Raw genomic sequence first — 20266 nt, 5'->3', positions numbered from 1 at the left:
CAACATTATTTAGTTAATCGTATAATAGGAAAGGAAATAACGCAATAAAATATTCTCAGTTACTGCATGAAAAGAAAAAAATAAAGGATTGTTAAATAATAAATTTAAAAAAATGAAGCCGAAATAACTGACTGTTACCGCTTATTTTCACTTTTTTCTTAGATTGATGCAAAAGTTGATTATAAATACGGGGCGACTTTTGCTATGCTTTAGAAAAGAAAGGAAGCATTAAAAGAATAGTGAAGTTAAAAATTGTGTCGGTTATATCTATAAAATAATAGTGTGTTTTTTATTTATCTATTTGTTTTGAATAATTGTCAGAATTTTGTTGCGAAATACTATGGCTTCTTTCGATACAAAAAGTAGGGCGACATCAGCGACAGCCGGATAGAGAAAGATAGCTCAAAGCGGCGAGGAATAGAAGAAACATAAGATCTACGTTTAAAAATAATGGAACTAGGGGGAAGGAAATTGTTTTATCAATCAGTAAATGAGTATCTAGTAAAAATGAGAGAAGGATTATCTGCTGAAACCATTAAAGGTGAAATGCCATCAGTCTATGCGTACTGGTTAGCACAGGAAGCAGAATTGAAAAAAATATTGAAAAACAAAGACATGGCTTTTTGGATGGATATCCAAAGAGTTCTCTTGATCGATGCAAAATTAGTATTACTTCGCAGTTATATCAATGACTACGATTTTCACGGATTTTCCGAAGATGAGATCATTGCAAATGTGGAACAAGATCATTTTACCTTTAACAAAGAACTGTGTGGCTATAGTTTGAAAGAACAAGTGCACCCATCAATTATTTTTGGTGATCAATAAGCAACGAAAAAAGAACGTTCAAACAGGGAATAAGCTACTGCACTGATTCAAAATAAGACTGATTGATTTGTGGTATGATTGTGATGACAAGTACGATTGCACAGATCATTGTGACAGTTTGAAAAGGAGCGGATAGGTATGGTTCAATTTGAACGGATCATTTTATTATTTTTCTTGTACTCATTTATCGGTTGGCTTTGGGAAACCATTTATTGCTCACTAAAAGCCAAGCACTTTGTTTATCGGGGCTTCCTTGTTGGTCCCATCACACCCATCTACGGCTTTGGGATTCTTGGCGTTGTCTATTTATTGCGGCCATTGCATGAGCAAGTGATTCCACTGTTCTTTGCGGCAGCGTTGTTGGTTACCGTGCTTGAATATGTGACAAGTTATTTACTTGAGCGTTTTTTTCATGCCTCATGGTGGGATTATAAAGAAGTCCCATTAAATATCAATGGAAGGGTGGCATTGCCGATTTCTCTTTTTTGGGGCGTGTGCTGTGTGCTCATTGTTCGATTTGTTCATCCGCAAATGCTGGAGATTGTTCAAACATTGAGTGCTCGCGTAGGATTCTTATTACCAGTTTTCTTATTAATGGTTCTCTCTTTTGATATGGGCTATACCCTAGCTAACTTGGTTGCCTTTCAGAAAGCGGTGCAACAGGTCAATCAAGCCTTTGAACAGCACAAAAAAGAATTGGCTGAAAATATTGAGCAATATAAAAACGATTGGCAAGGGCGCTTCGCAGCGTTTCCAGAAGAATGGCGCGTATTAAAACAGAATCTACCGAGATTGAATTTCCATCAAAGAAGACTCTTAAAAAACTTTCAAAAGTTAGAAATCAATCAGATAAAAAGCAGTCAGGAATTGTCTCGATTTATTGAAGCGATCCGTAAGAAAAAATAGGTTTGTTACGGTAAGATTACAAAAAATAAACCCTTATCAATGCTGATTCTTCCCACTTCTGACTGATTTTAGTTGAAACAGACGATTAAAACACCCACTATTACGATAATTTGTAACAAATTGTAAAGGTCCTGCAATAAAATTCTTCTTAAGAATTTGTATAATAGGATATGTTGGAAAACATAGTGAGAAGTGAGGGAATTTTTTGAAGGCAAAGAAACTACGAACAATCGTTGTCGCTGTCTTTGCGGCAGGAATCGTTTCTCCAATCTTTGCGCAGGCTGAGTCACTTGAATCATTGCAAGAGCAAGAAAGTGCCGTCATGCAGCAAAGTCAGGAAATCAGTACGGAAGTACAGATTGCATTGACTGATGTGAATGCGAAATACAGTGAGGTAGAAGAGCTAAAAGCTCAAATCGCTGAAAATGAAGAATCATTAGCAACAACCAAAGCAGAAATCAAAACTGCACAAGAAACAATTGAAAAGCGTGAAGCAGTCGTTGCGGAACGTATGAAAGACATCCAAGTCAATGGCGGGGCTACCAGAGACTGGACGGTACTGTTAGAATCATCAAACATCCAAGATTTTATCAATCGTGCCTATGCGATGACGATGTTACAAAACTTGGAAAAAGAAAAGATCGATTCATTAACAGCTGAAAAAGAAAAGCTAGAAGCTTTAGAAGAAAAAGCACAGTCAACACAGCAATCATTGAAAGAAAATCAAACCGCATTAGAATCAGAAGCCAAAACACTGGATTCAAAAATTGCGAATCTACAAGCCCAATTGAAAGAAAACGAATCAACCTTGGCACAAATCGCTTCAAGCAAAGAAGCTGAAACAGCTCGCTTAGCTGCTGAAAAAGCAGCAGAAGAACGAGCAGCCAAAGAAGCGGCAGAACAAGCAGCGAAAGAAAAAGCAGAAAAAGAAGCAGCCCAAGCTGCCGAACGTTCAAGCGCTTCTGAATCACAAGCGGCTGCTTCATCGAGCAGCAATACGACTGAAAGCAGCACCTCATCATCGAGCAGCTCTTCAAGCAGTAACAATAGCTCAAATAGCAGCTCAAGCAATACAAACACTAACAATAACAATAGCAACAACAGCAATACAAGTAGTGGTCGGACATTGATGATGGAATCAACTGCCTACTCTTATAAAGAAGCTGGCTCCAGTTTCTTTACAGCAAGCGGTACAGACTTACGTAAAAATCCAATGGCAGTTGCCGTGGATCCAAGCGTGATTCCGTTAGGCACCTTAGTCAATGTTGAAGGCTATGGCGTAGCACTAGCGCTTGATACTGGTGGCGCGATCAAAGGAAATATCATTGATGTTCACTTTGATAACGTAGCACAATGTATCCAATGGGGACGTCGTCAAGTAAAAGTAACGATTCTTGATTAATCAATCAACTAGCAAGAAGCAGCTCACTGAATGAAGTGGCTGCTTCTTTTTTTGCTTTTAATAGAATAAGGCATAAGTAGAGAGCGTATCGCTGTGTCAGTGCCGACCCGAACGATACGCTCTATTTTGATTTAAATTGCTCACAAGTCCTTACAATCGTTCTCTCAGTTATTTATTTTGTGGTGATCTAATCATACTAGAGAACGATATGTTTTTTAATACCTAAAATGAAAATGGGGCTGAAGAATCAGTTATGATTCCTCAGTCCCATAAAATTAAAGGGCCAAGATTTTCGTTTATCAAGGATTGAAGTTGGCATTCAGTTTTTCTTCTAAAGCTTCCCAGTCGTGTTCATCGGGAAAAGTTTTGAATAGCAAATAATCAATGTCTTGGGCATATTCGGTAATGTATTCCGTATAGTTGGTGACGATCAAGTCAATTTGATTTTTTTCCAAATAGCCTGCCGACAATTCATTGGAGTCTGGAAAATAAAATGTCCGAGAGCTGCGCAAATAACGAACAGATTTGCATTTTAATAATTGGCATAAATAAAAGGGGCCTTCAAACAAAAAAGCGATATTCTTCTTTGCTTGCCAGTACAAAGATTTAATAGAGGTAACGTACATCGTAAGACTCGTTCCTAAGTGTTCCAGTGTGATACTGTCCCAAATTTCTCTGGCTAATGGTTGCGTCAACAGATAGTTTTTAAATAGATGGTAATCATCCATATACGCCTCTTCGACAAAATGAACGGTATCCGAAATCATATGGTTTAATAAGGGGGATAATAATTGCTTGATTTTTGCTACCGTAAAAAAGGATTCTACTAAGAGCCGGTCACGAGCGCTATCTTGAGTATCTGGCAAACAATCCTTGACAAAGGCTGCAGCAAGCTGCTTAATTTCAGGCCAATGATTATACTCTTTACAAAAGGTTTGTTCGATCGCCAAATTGCTGATCGAGCGACGGGTTTTCACCAATAAGAACAAATAAAGGACTTCCTCATAGGGAAGTTCTTTTTGGTATTGTTCACTCATTGCCTCGTTGATTTCAGAAAATAGCCGAAAATCATTATATTGCTCAAATATCTTTTTTATTTGCTTAGGCAACTCTATACCTTGACCCGCACAATGGCGCTCAAAGGTGATATACAAGTAATAATTGAATTCACCAAATGAACAAGCATGCTGGTCAAGTTGATAACATCTAGAAAAAGCGCTAGCAGTGATATTTTGGATGGCGATCGGCGGAAAAATCGTATGGGCAGTAATTTCCGATTCGTAATAGAAATCATGGAAAAACTTGCGAATATTGATCTCCTCACCAATAAAGCAAATAGGATTGGTTTGGATCTCCAAACGATAGAAAGAAAAAATCGGTTGCACTTTCCGCAAATAGCGAAGAACAGTGCTTTCTGATATATGGTATTTCTCAGCCCATTCAGATGAGCTATAAAGATCATTGTGGAAAATACTTTCGATGATATGGAACAGAATCTCATTGGCAATCAGTGCACGTTTTTTCGTTAAATACACAGCGGAATGTTTGATCGAAAAAATATAGCCCTTGTGAGAAGAGTCGATCGATAAACAATCGCCAAAGTACTCTTTTAGATCCGTCACATCCGTAACGATCGTTCGCGTGGTACTTCCTGAAATTTTTGCCAAACCTTGAGTCGAACATTGATAATTTTTCTCGAATGCCCTCAAAATTTTCAGCCATCGAATCGTTGCAGTATTAGTAATAAAATTTATTTGAAAATTTCTCAAGACGTGGCTCCTTTCATGAACAAAATCGCAAATCTTACTTATTCATCTTAAAGAAGATAGGGAAGAAAAAACAAATCACGTATTTCATCGATTGGTGAAATCTATACCTGAGTCTATGCGAGATTTTTTGCATTTTCTATAAATCAACTGACGATCGGCATATATATAGGTAGAAACACGTTTTTTCCAGCATGTCGAAGAAGATTGATGGAAATTGAATAGCCAGAGAGTGGGCGAGACGATAAGTTTTTAGTGGTGGAATAAAGATTAAATGATTATTGTTTTTCGGGGGGCGATTGAATATTAAGGGGAACAGAATTGAAGAAAAAAGTCACTTTGCGAAAGACAACTTATAATTTTAACAGGAACGATTGACGTAAATAAATAGCAGCCGCAAAGGAAACCCTAAGTGCGCCAAGAAAAGAATTCAGCTTTGCCAAATTAATTTATAATAACAAGAAAAGTGTATAAAAATACTTTCTGAATTTCTTATCTTTTCTATTTATAATGAAAAGATGTTGAGAAAGTGAACGAATATAATCTCTTAAGGTTATTTTTCTATGATGTGACAACCTTCAAAGGTGATGAGAACAACGATTATAACTGAATTATTCATTATTTAAAATGAGGGTTTAAAAAAACTGTCAAGTAAAGTAGACGTTATTTATGGTTTTTTAAAATAACTGATGTTTGGCATTATATAAGTCTTTTATTGACGAAAAATATACCTTAATAAATAAAAAACGGGAATTTCCTTTATTTAATGATACATTTCTCTTATAATAAACTAGAATTGCCTTTATTATGTGAGAGGAAGGCAGAATGCTTAAACAAGCACAATTGAAGTAGGGAGTGTGTTCATGGGAAAGCCGTTAATAAAGACTTTGACTGTTTTAGCCGTTGGTATTGGCGCCGTTACAATTTGTTTTATTGGTTACCGACAAAATAACCAAAGGCAATATCAGCAGCGAGTCGAATATGCACAGACAGCGATTGCAAGCGAAAAAGATCGCATCAATGAGTTGTCAAATGAAATTGCTGAATTTTACAGCAACGAAGATCAAACGTTTTTGCGGAAAGATCTTAAAGAAGAAGACGTTCTTAAAACAGTCGCAAAACTTTCTGCAGTGAAAGTATCTGCAGATGATTATGGGATCGATGATGATGCACTACCAAGTGAGTCAGTGGAGATCCAACAAGAAAAAACCGCCCTTGATGATCAGCTAAAAGACATCGAGGCAAAATTAAAAGTACAAGCGGATACGGAAGCCTTATTTACTGAAGGTGTTTCAAATTGGCAAAGTGCTGAAAATGATGTCACCATTAGAGCTGATCTAAAAGAAACGGATGTTGGGAATGTCCGTGAAAATCTGAGCTTTTTTGAGGATAGTAAATGGAAAGAGTTAGTTGTTTCCTATTTAGAATATGCGGATACTCAATTGGACCGCATTGCAAAATTACAAGAAACTTTTGATGAAATGCTTGATGGGGATGAGGTGACAAGTGAAGTCACCTTAGAAAAATACCTGAGTGCAGTCGACAGTATCAGCAAAGTTCGCAACGAAGAATTGAAAGAGAAATTCACCGAATTAGCAGATAAAGTCGCTACCCAAATGGGGTACACAGGATACAGCACGTATACACCCCCCGCTTCAACGGAAAGTTATTCAGAGGATACATCCGCAGGAGATGGCACCTGGACAGATCAAAGTTCAGACACTGTTTACTAATTTAAAGATGTATCGAAGAAAATAGAGATAACTGGAGGAAAGCAAATGTCAAAAGGAAAAAAAATCTTTTTAATCATCTTTTCAATCGTTGCAGTTTTAGTCATCGGAATGATCGGTGTCGCTGCAAAATTATATTTTGATGTATCAAACTCAATTCAAGAAACCTATCAATCAGTCGAACGTGATCGAGAAGATCGTCTACGTGAAAATGATGTCGACCTATCCCAAAAAGATTCCTTCTCGGTTTTACTGATGGGGATCGATACCGGTGATTTAGGAAGAGTCGAACAAGGACGTTCTGATACCATGATGGTGGCGACCATCAGCCCACAAGACAATCAGACGACGGTGGTGAGTATTGGAAGAGATTCCTATGTTGATATCGTTGGACATGGGACGACAGATAAAATTAATCATGCCTATGCTTTTGGTGGACCAGCGATGGCAATGAATACCGTAGAAAAATTCTTGGATATTCCGATCGATCATTATGTATCAATCAATATGGCTGGTTTGAAAGAATTAGTCGATGCGGTTGGCGGCATTGAAGTTGATAATGAAATCACCTTTTCGCAAGACGGCTTTGATTTTGCTATCGGACGTACATCACTAAATGGCGAACAAGCCCTTGCCTATTCAAGAATGCGTTATGAAGATCCAAACGGCGATTATGGGCGTCAAGAACGCCAACGTAAAATCGTTGAAGGGATCGTTAAGAAAGTCTTGAGTCTTGATGGAATCACCCAATATCAAACGATCTTAAATGCCGTTGAGCAAAACATGAAGACAGATATGAGTTTCGATGACATGCGAACCTTAGCATTTAACTATCGCAGTGCCTTTCAAACGATCAAACAAGATCAGTTGCAAGGGGAAGGATTCATGCAAGACGGCATCTCATATCAGCGTGTGAGTGACGAAGAACTAGCAAGAGTTCAAAAAGAGTTGAAAGCTCAACTAAATCTAGAGAATGAATAGGAAAGTGGAGAAAAGATGGAAGAAACAATTAGCTTAAAAGAAATATTCGCAATTCTACGGAAACACTTAGCTGCTATTTTTATTTCAATGTTTGCTGGTTTAGCTTTAGCAGGGATATTCACCTTCTTTGTCATTACACCGAAATACAGTTCACAAGCTCAGTTGATTGTGACATTGCCTCAATCCGAAACTACCAATGCCAACGATGTGAATACAAACTTGCAAATGATCAATACGTATAAAGATATGATTGTCAGTGACTTGGTTATGACACAAGTAAAGGATCGTTTGGAGTCTGAAAATAACCTTGACTTGACTGTCGGACAATTGAAAGAATCCATTTCGATCAACCAGTCACAGAACTCACAAATGTTTTCCATTCAGGCAACTAGTACAAATGCAGTGTCAGCGCAAAATATTGCCAATACGACAGCATTGGTCTTTCAAGAAAATGCCCAAGATGTTATGAATGTTGATAAAATCTCAATCATTTCAAGTGCGGTAGCTAGTACTACACCAGTTTCACCTAACAACAAACTAAATTTAGCCATTGGTCTGGTATTAGGGATCATGGTCGGTGTCGGTTTAGCCTTCTTATTGGAGCTACTAGATCGAACTGTCAAAGATGATAAATTTGTAACCGAAACATTAGGCTTTACCGTATTGGGTACTGTACCCCAAATGTCACCAAAAGAATTGGCTGCAACCATTCAGAAAAAGCCAAGCGCACCATTTATTAAGAAACCGCAAGGCGACAAAACGGCAGAATCACGCCGTAGTCGTAGCCGGGTCTAGGAGGGAACAATGATGGCAAAAAAACAAGAACGTACTGGGACACAGACACATGCAGTAAGTTTGATCACGCTAATTGATCCTTCTTCACCAATCTCAGAGCAATATCGTACGATCCGTACAAATATTCAATTTGCGTCTTCAGCAGATAAACAAATCAAGACCATTGTTGTTACCTCTTCTGGTCCAGGTGAAGGGAAATCGACAACTTCAGCTAATTTAGCGGTTGTTTTTGCAAAATCAGGACAACGAGTATTGTTAGTTGATGCCGATATGCGAAAGCCTACTGTATACAAAACATTTAGCTTAAACAATGCGAGTGGATTGAGTACCGTATTAAGTACCTCAACGAGCGTCCTTGAAGCAGCTCAAAAAACGGTGATTGATAATTTATCTGTCTTAACCAGCGGACCAAAACCACCAAATCCATCTGAGCTACTTGGGTCAGCACGAATGAACCAAGTGATGGAAGAAGCGAAAAACCTTTACGATGTGGTTATCTTTGATATGCCACCAGTTGTAGCAGTCACCGATGCACAAATCATGGCATCTAAAGCAGATGGGACGATCTTAGTGGTTCGAGAAAATGTTGCACGTAAAGAATCCTTAACAAAAGCGAGAGATCTTTTGAATATGGTTCAAGCAAGAATCATTGGGGTGGTCTATAACGGTGCCGAACACTCGAAAGATTCAGGTTACTACTATTATTATGGAAATTAATTAATTTGAAGGAGACGAGAGAAATGATTGATTTACATTGCCACATTTTACCAGGAATTGATGATGGGGCTGAAGACATCAATGCGAGCATCGCTATGGCCGAAAAAGCGATTAGCCAAGGAATTACGCATATCCTTTGTACCCCACATCATAACAATGGAAAATACCGCAATCCGAAGTCAGAGGTCATTTCTCTCGTTACCTCTTTACAAGAAGAATTAGACGCACGGAACCTGCCCTTGACAGTTCTTGAGGGGCAAGAGGTTAGGATAACAGGAGATTTAATTGAGGATATACAGAAAAATGACATCCTTTTTACAGATCTTGATGATACGTATATCTTGATAGAATTTCCTACGATTGAAGTGCCTACGTATACAGAACAAATATTCTTCGATTTACTACAGCTGGGAAAGATTCCAGTCATTGTCCACCCTGAGCGGAATGCTCATTTTAGAAAAGACCCTAACAATCTCATCCCTTTTTTGGATATGGGCTGTTTGGCACAGTTAACTGCGCCAAGTTATGTCGGCGTATTTGGAAAAGAAATCCAAAAAACAGCAAAAACAATGGTTGAACATAATCTTGTTCAGATGGTCGCTTCGGATGCTCATGGCGTTACAAAACGCACCTTTAATTTAAAAGAAGCTTATGAGCAAATTGAGCAAGATTTTGGCATGCTCAAAGTAACATTGATGAAACAAGTAGCAAAAGATTTGATAAACGGGGATCAAATCAGTTTTCCAGCTTTTACAGAAGTGAAAAAAAAGAAATTCGGGTTATTTTAGGGGGCAACTGGGTTGTTTGAATTAACGAGAAGAAGAAAAATTGTAACTTTGATAGTTGTAGATAGTTTATTGATCATAGCAGCGAATATAGCAGCAGTTTATTTTATGAAACCCTTTGTGGCGATTCCAAAAGAATTTACATTGATGTCGGTGAGCCTTTCTGTCGGTTTCTATCTTTTTTATGGTTCCGTGTTTCGTGTTTTTTCTCGAATCAATCGTTACACGAACTTGAAAGAAATGATTGCTATCTTCTTGGCTGTATCATGCAGCGCTTTTACTTGTAACGTGATCTTGTTTTTCGGTGATGAAACCTATAGCGTGCGCTTAGTGATCTTTACGTACTTTCTTTCGCTCTTTTTGATTATTGCTAGTCGATTGATTTGGCGGATCTATATTGAAAGAAAAAACATGAGGGGGACGTCCAATGAGGTTGTCAAAAATACCCTGATCGTCGGTGCAGGAGAAGGCGGCCGTATTCTTTATAATAGCTTTGTAGGTTCGAAAACGGCAAGTGATATTAATATTATCGGATTTGTCGATGATGATCCGAATAAACGAAACACTTATCTTTCTGGGAAAAAAGTCTTGGGTTGTATCAGTGATTTACCTGATTTGATTCAAAAGTATGAGATCAATATGGTTACGATCGCTATTCCATCCTTGTCACGGAAAAAATTGCGGAGTATTTTTAGCTTAATTGAACCTTTGCATGTCAAAGTCAACACGATGCCATCAATGGAAGAAATCGCCTCTGGAAAAATCAGCACATCACGTTTGAAGAAAATCGATGTCGTTGATTTGCTAGGCAGAGACGAAGTCAAATTGGATATCGACTCCATCAAAGATCAAATTACTGGAAAGACGATATTAGTGACTGGTGCTGGTGGATCGATCGGTTCCGAAATCTGTCGCCAAGTGATTCAATTCAATCCTAAAAAACTAGTTTTGTTAGGACATGGAGAAAACTCGATTTACTTAATTGACCGTGAGTTGAAAATCAATTTTAAAGATAATATTACCGAAATCGTTCCTGTTATAGCCGATATACAAGATCGAGAAAAGATGTTTGAAATCATGAAGGAAGTCGAACCGGATATCGTTTATCATGCGGCAGCACATAAACACGTACCGTTGATGGAATACAATCCTAAAGAAGCAGTTAAAAACAATATTTACGGAACGAAAAATACCGCTGAAGCTGCCAAAGCTGCGAAAGTGAAAAACTTTGTAATGGTGTCTACGGATAAAGCCAATAATCCACCAAACGTCATGGGGGCAACAAAGCGCATCTCTGAGATGATTGTTACTGGCTTAAATGAAAAAGGGTGCACGAAATTTTCTGCTGTGCGTTTTGGCAATGTCTTAGGTTCAAGAGGCAGTGTGATTCCAGTATTCCGTGAGCAAATAGCAAAAGGCGGGCCAATCACAGTGACTGATTTTCGCATGACTCGCTATTTCATGACAATCCCAGAAGCTAGCCGCTTAGTTATTCAGTCAGGGGCACTTGCTAAAGGTGGCGAAATCTTCATTTTAGATATGGGCGAACCGGTGAAAATTGTTGATCTTGCGAAGAATATGATTCGTCTAAGTGGTTATAGCGAAGAAGAGATTGAGATTATTGAAACAGGGATTCGGCCTGGTGAAAAATTATACGAAGAATTATTACTAGATAAAGAACGGAATGATGAAGCAGTCTTTGAGAAAATTTTTGTTGGAAATATCAAAGGATATTCATTGGAAGAGGTACTTTATTTTGTAGAAGCACTTCCTAAAGAGAGTGCTTCATTGGCTAATGAAATCGTGAAATTTGCAAATGAATCAAATAAATGAGGTGATTCAAACGGAATTGATTATAGTTGGTGCTGGTGGATTTGCAAAAGAAATCTTATTTTTGTTAGATAGAGTTGGAACTTTTACAGTTTTGGGTTTTGTTGATGATAATTATCAATCTCTCCCAAAAAAAATGCTTGGCTATCCCATTCTTGGAAATTTAAATTATTTAAACAGGATAAGTAAAGGTACTGCAATTGCTATTGGAATTGCAAATCCTAGAATCAAAGAAAACATTTATAATCAACATAAAAGCAATGAAAATTTGTTTTTTCCGAATATCATCGATTCTACAGCATTAATTGGGAAAGATGTTAAGTTTGGAATTGGAAATATAATTTCACCTTATACCACATTTACTGCAGGAATTCGTATTGGGGATTTTAATATGATCAATATTCATTCTACAATAGGACATGATTGTGAGATCCAAAACTATAATTCTATTTATCCAAATGTTAATATATCAGGCAATGTTAAAATAGGATCATATAACGAAATTGGTGTTGGAACAAAGGTCATTCAAAACATTAAAATAGGAGATGAAAATATTTTAGGGGCAGGTAGTGTAGTAATAAAAAAAGTAAATGATAAAAAAAAATTAGTGGGAGTGCCTGCGAGAGTTATAGAAAGTTGGGATTATAATGGGCGCAATTGATAAATTAGTAAATTGGAAAGAACCCATTGGTGTAGCTATTGGAGTCGCCTCACCTAAAATTAAAGGGATAATTCTAGAGAAATTAAAGAAAAACAAAAATTTAAAGTTTCCAAATTTAATCGATCCTACAGCATTAATAGGATTCAATATCAAGTTTGGTGAAGGTAATGTAGTAATGGCTAATACAACTTTTGTTGCTGATATTAATATTGGAAATTTTAATATGATTAATATCGGTTCTACTATTGGACATGATTCAACAATTGGTGATTTTAATTCTATATATCCAACAGTAAGTATTTCCGGACACACACTTATTCAAAATAATATAGAAATTGGAGTCGGAGCAAAACTTATTCAAAATATTTCTATTGGTGACAGTTCTATTGTTGGTGCGGGTAGTGTTGTTATTAGAAATATTGATAAAAATACAAAAAATGTAGGAAATCCTACACGTGTAATAGAAAGTTGGGAGTAAGAATGGAAAAAGAAAGAATTTTATTAGCATCACCTCATATGAGTGATAAAGGATATGAACAAGAATTTGTAAAGGAAGCATTTGACACTAACTGGATTGCTCCACTAGGCGCAAATGTAAATGGGTTCGAGCAGGAATTAGCTTCGTTTGTAAAAATTGGACATGCAGCTGCATTAGCTTCAGGTACTTCTGCTATCCACATGGCTCTGAAAGCGGCGGGGGTTGGACAAGGTGATATTGTTGTTTGTCAATCATTGACTTTTTCTGCGACTGCAAATCCAATTATTTATCAAGGTGCTACTCCTGTCTTTGTAGATAGTGATTTAGAAACTTGGAATATGGATCCTGTAGCGTTGAGAAAAGCATTAGAAAAGTATCCAGAAACAAAAGCTGTCATTGTTGTGCATTTATATGGATTAGCTGCACAGTTGGATGAGATTCTTTCTATCTGTCAAGAATTTGATGTGACATTGATTGAAGATGCGGCAGAATCTTTGGGAACCACTTATAAAGGGAAATATACAGGTACTTTTGGTAAATATGGTATCTATTCATTTAATGGAAATAAAATTATCACTACCTCTGGTGGTGGGATGCTTGTTTCTGAGGATGCGGAACGAATTGAGAAAGTTAGATTTTGGTCAACTCAAGCAAGAGATAAAGCACGTCATTATCAACATAGTGAAATAGGCTATAATTATCGGATGAGTAATATCGTGGCTGGAATTGGAAGAGGACAGTTAAAGGTTCTTAATGACCGTGTTGCTAAGAAAAGATACATTCATGACTTTTATAAAGAAGAATTAAAAAATCTGACACAAATAAACTTTATGCCGGAAAATGATTATAGTGTTTCTAACTTTTGGCTATCCGCAATCACTCTTGATGGAATAGATCCAAACTATTTAATGGATGAATTAGAGAAAGAGAATATTGAGTCTCGTCCTATTTGGAAACCAATGCATCTACAACCTGTATTTGAAAAATATGACTATATTGGAAATAATGTAGGACAAAAATTATTTGAGACAGGTGTTTGCCTGCCTTCAGATACAAAGATGACAGATGAAGATTTACAACGAGTAATTACAACAATTAAGCGAGCGATTAAAAATGCATAATTCTTTAGGAGTATATGAAAAATATTTTAAAAGAGGTTTGGATGTACTTTTATCGGGGATAGGGTTAATAGTATTGAGTCCTGTTATGCTGATAGTTGCTATATTAGTTCGAATAAAGTTAGGATCACCGGTTATCTTTAAACAGCAGCGTCCAGGATTAAATGAAAAAATATTTTCAATGTATAAATTTCGAACAATGACTGATGAAAGAGATTCTGCGGGAAATTTATTATCAGATGAAATCCGCCTAACTAAATTTGGAAAACTTCTGCGGGCAACTAGTTTGGATGAACTTCCAGAATTGATAAACATTTTAAAAGGTGATATGAGCATTATTGGACCGCGTCCGTTGCTTGTGGAGTATTTAGAGCTTTATAATGCAGAACAAAAAAGAAGACATCTAGTACGTCCGGGGTTAACTGGGCTTGCACAAATTAATGGCAGAAATGCAATTAGCTGGACAGAAAAGTTTCAGTTAGACTGTGAGTATGTCGATAGCGTGACTTTCAAACAAGATATTATTATTTTCTTTTTAACTATTAAAAAGGTGCTAGTTAAAGAAGGTATTTCTTCGACAACCAGTTCTACCAAAGAAAGGTTTACTGGTAACGAAGAGTAAAGTGGGGGAATTATGAAAATCTTATTTTATCTATTTCTAATATTAATTGTATATACCATGATAGGTTATCCTATATTGCTTGAACTTTTGAATAAATTTATCCATAAAAAGCAAGTCAAATTTGATGATAGTTATCGTCCAAGTGTATCTATAATAGTTCCAGCCCACAATGAAGAATCTGTCATTGAAAAAAAAATATTAAATTTGTTGAGCTTGGATTATGAAGCTAATAAACTAGAAATAATCGTTGCTTCTGATAATAGCACAGATACAACGAATGAAATAGTTAACCAATATGTAGCAAGATTTCCAGAAATAGTTAAGTTACATGTTGTGAAAGAACGAAAAGGAAAAACAAATGCACAGGATGAAGCAGTAGAAGTAGCTCAGGGGGAAATTATAGTTTTTACTGATGCTAATTCTATGTTAGAAAAAAATTCAGTTACCGAGCTTGTGTTATCATTATCAAATTCAGAGATAGGATATGTAGCAGGTAAACTAGTTTACACTAATAATAGTGTAAATTCAACAAGTGAATCAGAATCCACCTATTGGGATCTGGATCTTAGGATGAGAAAAATCGAATCAGATTTAGCCTCTATAACAGCTGGTAATGGAAGTATATATGCTGTTAGAAAAAAAGAATATATGAAAATCAATCCAATTTATAGTCATGATAGTATATTTCCACCTAAATTTGTTAATTTAGGAAAAAAAGCTTTTTACAATGAAAAAGCAATAGCATTTGAAAAAGCAGGAGAAACAGATAATGATGAGTTTAATCGGAAAATTAGAATGTCACGTAAAATAATAATGATTAATTTTATTGATCTCAATAAATATAATTTCTTTGACCATGGATTATTTACTCTTTTTTATATCTCACATAGAACACTTAGAAATAATCTATATCTAATGCATGTAATTGTTTTTATAACAAATCTGTTTTTAGCAATTGACAGTTTTAACTCAATATATGTTTTTTTGTTTATTCTACAGCTCATGGCATATTTACTAGCATTAGTTGGTCGAAATTCAAGTAATAAATATTTAAAATTTCTTTCTTACTATGTAATGACAATATTGGCTCAGCTAATTGGTGGCTACAGAGAGATTACTGGAAAATCCAAACCATTTTGGGAAAAAGCAGAAAGTACAAGGTAGAGTAATTATTATGGAAGTTTTAGTATCAAGTATGAATAAAGATATGTCTTTATTAGAAAAAATGAATATTCAAACAAATGCAGTTGTCATTAATCAAACCCCAAATATATCAGAAAATTTTTCATATAAACAACAAGTTATAAATGACAGGACTTGGAAATTCTATTCTATGTCTGAAAAAGGAGTAGGTCGTAGTCGAAATAATGCCTTGATGAGGGCTTCTGATGATATCATTGTAATGGCTGATGAGGATGAAGTTTTTGTGGATGGATATGAAAAAATAATTAACGAAGCCTATTCAAAATATCCAGATGCAGATATGATTATATTTAATGTTAGAGTTCATCAAGGAAATAAAATCCGAGAAACTACAAAAAAAGAAGGAAAAGTAAAGTTTTATAATTCACTGAAATATGGAACTGTCACTTTTACATTTAAAAGAAATAGCATACTAAAAAAGAACCTATCTTTCTCACTATTATTTGGTGGAGGAACACGATACGGTTCTGGAGAAGACACACTATTTTTATGGAGTGCTCTAAAAACTAAATTAAAAATTTATTCAATCCCTATAACAATTTCTGATGTTTATAATGACATGTCTTCGTGGTTTGAGGGATTCAATAAAAAATATTATGTAGATAAAGGAGCATTATACCAAGCTCTTGGTGGAAAGTTATCTTTTTTCCTTATTTTACAATTTTGGCTGAGAAGATACGATAGTAGTAATAACGTAAAGAGAATAGAAGCATTAAAATATATGTTGCAAGGAGCGAAAAACTTTAAAGAGTAAAGGAGGTAAGAGCTAGTGAATTATCCTAATGTGACCATAGATAAATCCATAAAAAGGGATATACCCGTGCTGAATAAATTTTCTGAAACTATGGCCCATCTTTCTATACATTTATTATGTCTTTCATTTTTTCTAAATGATTTGATGCTTTCTCCTACATTTGGAGGAACTTTCTCAGATATTTTTTTGATCTTGGGACTGATTTGCTCAAGCGTATTTTTCCATAAAATTAAAATTTCTCAAATATTTATTTTTATTTTATGTATTTCAATTGTTATTACTAACATATTTTATGGAATAAATATATCTACTACTAATTATGATTTAAATAGTTCTTTGATTTATTTGATAAAAATACCTGTCTTTTTACTTTTTACATTTAATGTATATAATTTTGTAACCGAATTTAATTTACAAAAAAAAGTAATTGAGATATTTATTAACTATACATTGCTAATGTGTATTCTCTCTCTCTATATATACGTAGCTCAATTAATTGGGTTGCCTTATAGGGCTCTCTGGTATTTTTCTAGACAGGATGCTGAAAGTTATACTTATCGTGGAAGTTCAATTATAAGATTGCGTGGATTATCAAATGAGCCGCAAGGTTTAGGGATGATGTTGACGGTTTCATTAGCTCTTTCATATTTTAATCAGGTAGGCTTTAGAATTAGTAATAAAAAAAATTGGTTTATAATTTTTTGTTCATTACTTACGTTTTCGTTCTCTACGATACTAACTGTAGCAATTCTTCCCATAATACAAATGATAAAATCAAAATCATTTAAGAAATTATTCAATAGAAAAATTATTTTATTTTTTATTGGTATTGTTGTGTTAATTTTAATATTCAGAGAAGAGTTAACTCAAACGATAATTATTAGATTTAATGAAATTATAAATGGTAACGATGGTTCTGGAACGGCTAGGATAGTGGGTAGTTGGCAATATGTTTCTGATTATATTGGAGGGATTGGTATTGGCAATTCCCCACCTATTTTTAATATATTTGCATATTTATTAACAGAATTAGGACTGATTCCACTTATTCTTTTTTGTTTGTTGATTTTTTATATGGGGAAGACAAACTTTTGGTTAGCCTGTATGCTTACAATCTTTTCATTTCAAAGAGGTGGCTATCTTTCAGCAGGGTATTGGTGTACTATCTTACTGCTCTTTATTGCTAGGAAAAATGTAAATAATCAATTAAAATAGGTGGTTATATAAATTTTTCATGTATAAGAATTTAATAACGTTGTTGTATAATAATTAATCTAAAAAATCGTTACTATTAAAAATTCAAAAATAGCTATCTTGAAGATAAGCCACTCAAAATAAATGTAAGGTAAGTATTTTCATCAAACGAAAGAATGATAAAAATTTAAGTAAGTTCATTTTTGAACAGTGCTTTTTGTAATAGTTGAATTATTTCTTAGGATTCTTAGAAGAATTAAAATTAAGAAAGTACAAATATTTTTTTGAATGCTAAAAAATAAATAAAGTCTTTTCAAAACATAAAGCAAAGTATTGTAATAATTCTGTATTAAAAATAAAAGGAATGATTATTAACTATGATATTTGTAGCAAATTGGGATAAAAACAAAAAAAAAACTTGGTCAGGGACGACATATTCTTTAAAGGAATCGTTAGAAAAAACTAACCAAATTAAAAATATCGAAGTACATCAAAGTTCAAAGTTAAATAAAATTATATTTGGAGCTTATTCTTTTATTAAATATGGAGAATTTGAGAAAAATATGAATTTTAACTGGCCTTTTTTAAATAAGGTCTCCAAAAATATAAATAGAGAAATAAAAGATAATAAAGCAGAGGTATTTATTTTACAAATTGGTGATCTAGCAGAAATTGAAGATTCTTACATTTATCAAGACTTATCTGTAGGATTTTTACTTCATGTTAGAAAAAATGATCCTGAAGCTTTTAAATATAGTAATTTTCAAGATATCCCAATTGCTAAATTAGAAAAAAGAGATCAAATACAAAAAAAAAGGTATGAAAAAGCTAAAGGAATCTTAACAATGTCTAAAACACTTGAAGATTTTTTGGTTAACGTAGAACAAATTCCTGCTGAAAAAGTTTTTCATGTTGGAGGGGGAATTAATTTACCTTTGCCTCTAACTGTCAGAAAAAAGAATAGACGTAGAATTTTATTCGTTGGTCGTGATTTTGAGAGAAAAGGCGGACCAGTCTTAGTCCAAGCCTTTAAAAAATTAAAAAATGATATATTTGATGAACTAGAACTTTATATAGCAGGACCTAAACATTTAAATGGTTATGAATTGGATTCAAATATCATTTTTTTGGGAGATTTAAGTCAAGAAGATTTAAAATACTATTTTGAAATATGCGATATATTTTGTATGCCTTCAAAGTTTGAAGCGTATGGTTTAGTTTTTATAGAAGCATTAAGCTTTGGCTTGCCTTGTATCGGTACGAATAAATTTGAAATGAGACATTTTATTCAAAATGGAGAAAATGGATATTTACTGGAAGAACCTGACTCAGCTGAAGAATTGTCAAATAAAATTCAACAATTGCTAACAAATGAAGAAATTTTTTCTAAGGTTAGACAAGAAGCCGTAAAATATCATGAAGAATATTCATGGGAAAATGTTTCAAAAAAAATTAATCAAATTAGTATGTTTAATAATAAACCATAATTTTTATTTTTAAGCTCATATTTCTGAAATTTTATGAGATTAACGGTTCATAGGGATTCCAATAGAAATAAAAAACCCTAAATATAAAATATAAGGTGGATTTCCCTTGAATATAATGATTATTTTGAACTACAATGATTGGTTGATGACCAAAGAATATGTAAAGAATATAGAGAAGTACAAAATTTTAGATAAGATTATTATCGTCGATAATAAGTCTACTGATAATTCGTATGAATTTTTGACTAGCATGTCTAATGATAGAATAGAGGTTCTTTCAACTCAAGAAAATAGAGGGTATGCAGCAGGAAATAATTTTGGATTGAATTATGCTTTAAAAAATTACGAGGTTAATAATTTTATTATAAGTAATCCAGATATAGAAGTTGATGAGAATACAATTAGGAAAATTTGTGAGTGTTTAGATACTAACAAATTTGTTGCTGTAAGTGGATTGATAAAGAATAAAAGTGGGGAAATTGCTAAAAATTTTGCATGGAGGCTTCCAAAGTACTACCATATATTATCTGAAACTTTCGCTTTTTCAACATTTCTTATGAATAAATTGAATCTCTCAAGATTTTACGATTCAGATTTTAATTCAGATATCAAAGAAGTTGACGTAATCTCAGGGTGTTTTTTTGGGATTAAGGCTTCTGTTTTTCAAAGTATCGGATTGTTTGATGAAAGAACTTTTTTATATGGTGAGGAGAATAATCTTTTTTTTAAACTTAAAAAAAAGGACTATAAAGCTGCTATTATAGTTAAACAGCAAGTAACACACTTTGGTGGGAATACTGTTAAAAAAAATATAAAAAGCTTTTTTAAACGACAAAAAATTATTAAATATTCTGAAATAGTCTATTTAAAAGAATATCTGGGAATAAGTGTTTGGAAACTAAGCGTTTATAAAGTTCTTTTTTCAATGGGTACTTTAGAAAAGTATATTATATTCAAACTAACTAATAGAATTTAGATGATAATAGTAGATAACTAAACTACTATTAAT

The 20266-nt window shown here is 34.4% G+C and carries 19 protein-coding genes; 18 read left to right on the top strand and 1 reads right to left on the bottom strand.

Annotated elements, in window-relative coordinates:
• The first annotated feature begins 450 nt into the window (after nucleotides 1-450).
• From IGJ74_RS12010 to IGJ74_RS12000, 3 genes are all read left to right on the top strand, one after another.
• Nucleotides 451-828, top strand: coding sequence for a DUF7006 family protein (locus IGJ74_RS12010; RefSeq protein WP_005234961.1), 378 nt, complete (start codon nucleotides 451-453; stop codon nucleotides 826-828).
• Between the two features lie 138 nt (nucleotides 829-966).
• Nucleotides 967-1734 carry a putative ABC transporter permease gene (locus tag IGJ74_RS12005; RefSeq protein WP_005234965.1) on the top strand — a complete coding sequence of 256 codons (768 nt, stop codon included), beginning with the start codon at nucleotides 967-969 and terminating at the stop codon, nucleotides 1732-1734.
• A gap of 205 nt (nucleotides 1735-1939) precedes the next feature.
• Nucleotides 1940-3136, top strand: a complete 1197-nt coding sequence (locus IGJ74_RS12000) for a 3D domain-containing protein (RefSeq protein ID WP_016621504.1) — start codon at nucleotides 1940-1942, stop codon at nucleotides 3134-3136.
• Between the two features lie 299 nt (nucleotides 3137-3435).
• Here the strand turns inward: IGJ74_RS12000 and IGJ74_RS11995 are convergent, their stop codons facing one another.
• Entirely contained in the window at nucleotides 3436-4905 is a 1470-nt protein-coding gene (locus IGJ74_RS11995) for a helix-turn-helix domain-containing protein (RefSeq protein WP_016621502.1), read from the bottom strand.
• An 860-nt stretch (nucleotides 4906-5765) separates the two neighbouring features.
• On the opposite strand from IGJ74_RS11995, the gene IGJ74_RS11990 reads away from it, so the two are divergent.
• The 15 genes from IGJ74_RS11990 (at nucleotide 5766) to IGJ74_RS11920 (ending at nucleotide 20233) form a co-directional block, all read left to right on the top strand.
• Nucleotides 5766-6635 carry a hypothetical protein gene (locus IGJ74_RS11990; RefSeq protein ID WP_086296841.1) on the top strand — a complete coding sequence of 290 codons (870 nt, stop codon included), beginning with the start codon at nucleotides 5766-5768 and terminating at the stop codon, nucleotides 6633-6635.
• A 45-nt stretch (nucleotides 6636-6680) separates the two neighbouring features.
• Complete coding sequence (locus IGJ74_RS11985) at nucleotides 6681-7613, top strand: LCP family protein (protein ID WP_005234969.1); 933 nt, start codon at nucleotides 6681-6683, stop codon at nucleotides 7611-7613.
• A 15-nt stretch (nucleotides 7614-7628) separates the two neighbouring features.
• On the top strand, nucleotides 7629-8408 hold the full coding sequence (locus IGJ74_RS11980) for a YveK family protein (protein ID WP_008378786.1): 780 nt from the start codon (nucleotides 7629-7631) through the stop codon (nucleotides 8406-8408).
• A 9-nt stretch (nucleotides 8409-8417) separates the two neighbouring features.
• On the top strand, nucleotides 8418-9125 hold the full coding sequence (locus IGJ74_RS11975) for a CpsD/CapB family tyrosine-protein kinase (RefSeq protein ID WP_005234973.1): 708 nt from the start codon (nucleotides 8418-8420) through the stop codon (nucleotides 9123-9125).
• A 23-nt stretch (nucleotides 9126-9148) separates the two neighbouring features.
• Complete coding sequence (locus tag IGJ74_RS11970; protein WP_008378782.1) at nucleotides 9149-9913, top strand: tyrosine-protein phosphatase; 765 nt, start codon at nucleotides 9149-9151, stop codon at nucleotides 9911-9913.
• 12 nt (nucleotides 9914-9925) lie between these two features.
• Nucleotides 9926-11743, top strand: coding sequence for a nucleoside-diphosphate sugar epimerase/dehydratase (locus IGJ74_RS11965; RefSeq protein WP_218193184.1), 1818 nt, complete (start codon nucleotides 9926-9928; stop codon nucleotides 11741-11743).
• Nucleotides 11727-12401: an acetyltransferase gene (locus IGJ74_RS11960; RefSeq protein WP_074535078.1), complete on the top strand. Its 675-nt coding sequence runs from the start codon at nucleotides 11727-11729 to the stop codon at nucleotides 12399-12401. The genes IGJ74_RS11965 and IGJ74_RS11960 overlap by 17 nt, the downstream gene beginning before the upstream one ends.
• Complete coding sequence (locus IGJ74_RS11955) at nucleotides 12388-12879, top strand: hypothetical protein (protein ID WP_074535079.1); 492 nt, start codon at nucleotides 12388-12390, stop codon at nucleotides 12877-12879. The genes IGJ74_RS11960 and IGJ74_RS11955 overlap by 14 nt, the downstream gene beginning before the upstream one ends.
• Before the next feature lie 2 nt (nucleotides 12880-12881).
• Nucleotides 12882-14000 carry a DegT/DnrJ/EryC1/StrS family aminotransferase gene (locus tag IGJ74_RS11950; protein WP_074535080.1) on the top strand — a complete coding sequence of 373 codons (1119 nt, stop codon included), beginning with the start codon at nucleotides 12882-12884 and terminating at the stop codon, nucleotides 13998-14000.
• Complete coding sequence (locus tag IGJ74_RS11945) at nucleotides 13993-14619, top strand: sugar transferase (RefSeq protein WP_074535081.1); 627 nt, start codon at nucleotides 13993-13995, stop codon at nucleotides 14617-14619. Before IGJ74_RS11950 ends, IGJ74_RS11945 begins: the two co-directional genes overlap by 8 nt.
• A 12-nt stretch (nucleotides 14620-14631) precedes the next feature.
• Nucleotides 14632-15783, top strand: coding sequence for a glycosyltransferase family 2 protein (locus IGJ74_RS11940; protein WP_137231625.1), 1152 nt, complete (start codon nucleotides 14632-14634; stop codon nucleotides 15781-15783).
• 10 nt (nucleotides 15784-15793) lie between these two features.
• A complete protein-coding gene (locus IGJ74_RS11935) occupies nucleotides 15794-16576 on the top strand; it encodes a glycosyltransferase family 2 protein (RefSeq protein WP_218193183.1) in 783 nt (260 codons plus the stop codon).
• 15 nt (nucleotides 16577-16591) lie between these two features.
• On the top strand, nucleotides 16592-17791 hold the full coding sequence (locus tag IGJ74_RS11930; protein ID WP_238703026.1) for a hypothetical protein: 1200 nt from the start codon (nucleotides 16592-16594) through the stop codon (nucleotides 17789-17791).
• A gap of 356 nt (nucleotides 17792-18147) precedes the next feature.
• On the top strand, nucleotides 18148-19257 hold the full coding sequence (locus tag IGJ74_RS11925) for a glycosyltransferase family 4 protein (protein ID WP_430608444.1): 1110 nt from the start codon (nucleotides 18148-18150) through the stop codon (nucleotides 19255-19257).
• A 115-nt stretch (nucleotides 19258-19372) separates the two neighbouring features.
• Complete coding sequence (locus IGJ74_RS11920; RefSeq protein ID WP_016628439.1) at nucleotides 19373-20233, top strand: glycosyltransferase; 861 nt, start codon at nucleotides 19373-19375, stop codon at nucleotides 20231-20233.
• The last annotated feature ends 33 nt before the right edge of the window (nucleotides 20234-20266 follow it).

The sequence above is a fragment of the Enterococcus sp. AZ009 genome, from assembly GCF_050548785.1.
Classification (GTDB): Bacteria; Bacillota; Bacilli; order Lactobacillales; family Enterococcaceae; genus Enterococcus_D; species Enterococcus_D entomosocium.
Note: the sequence above shows the minus strand (reverse complement) of the source record. Positions and strands in the feature narration are given on the sequence as shown.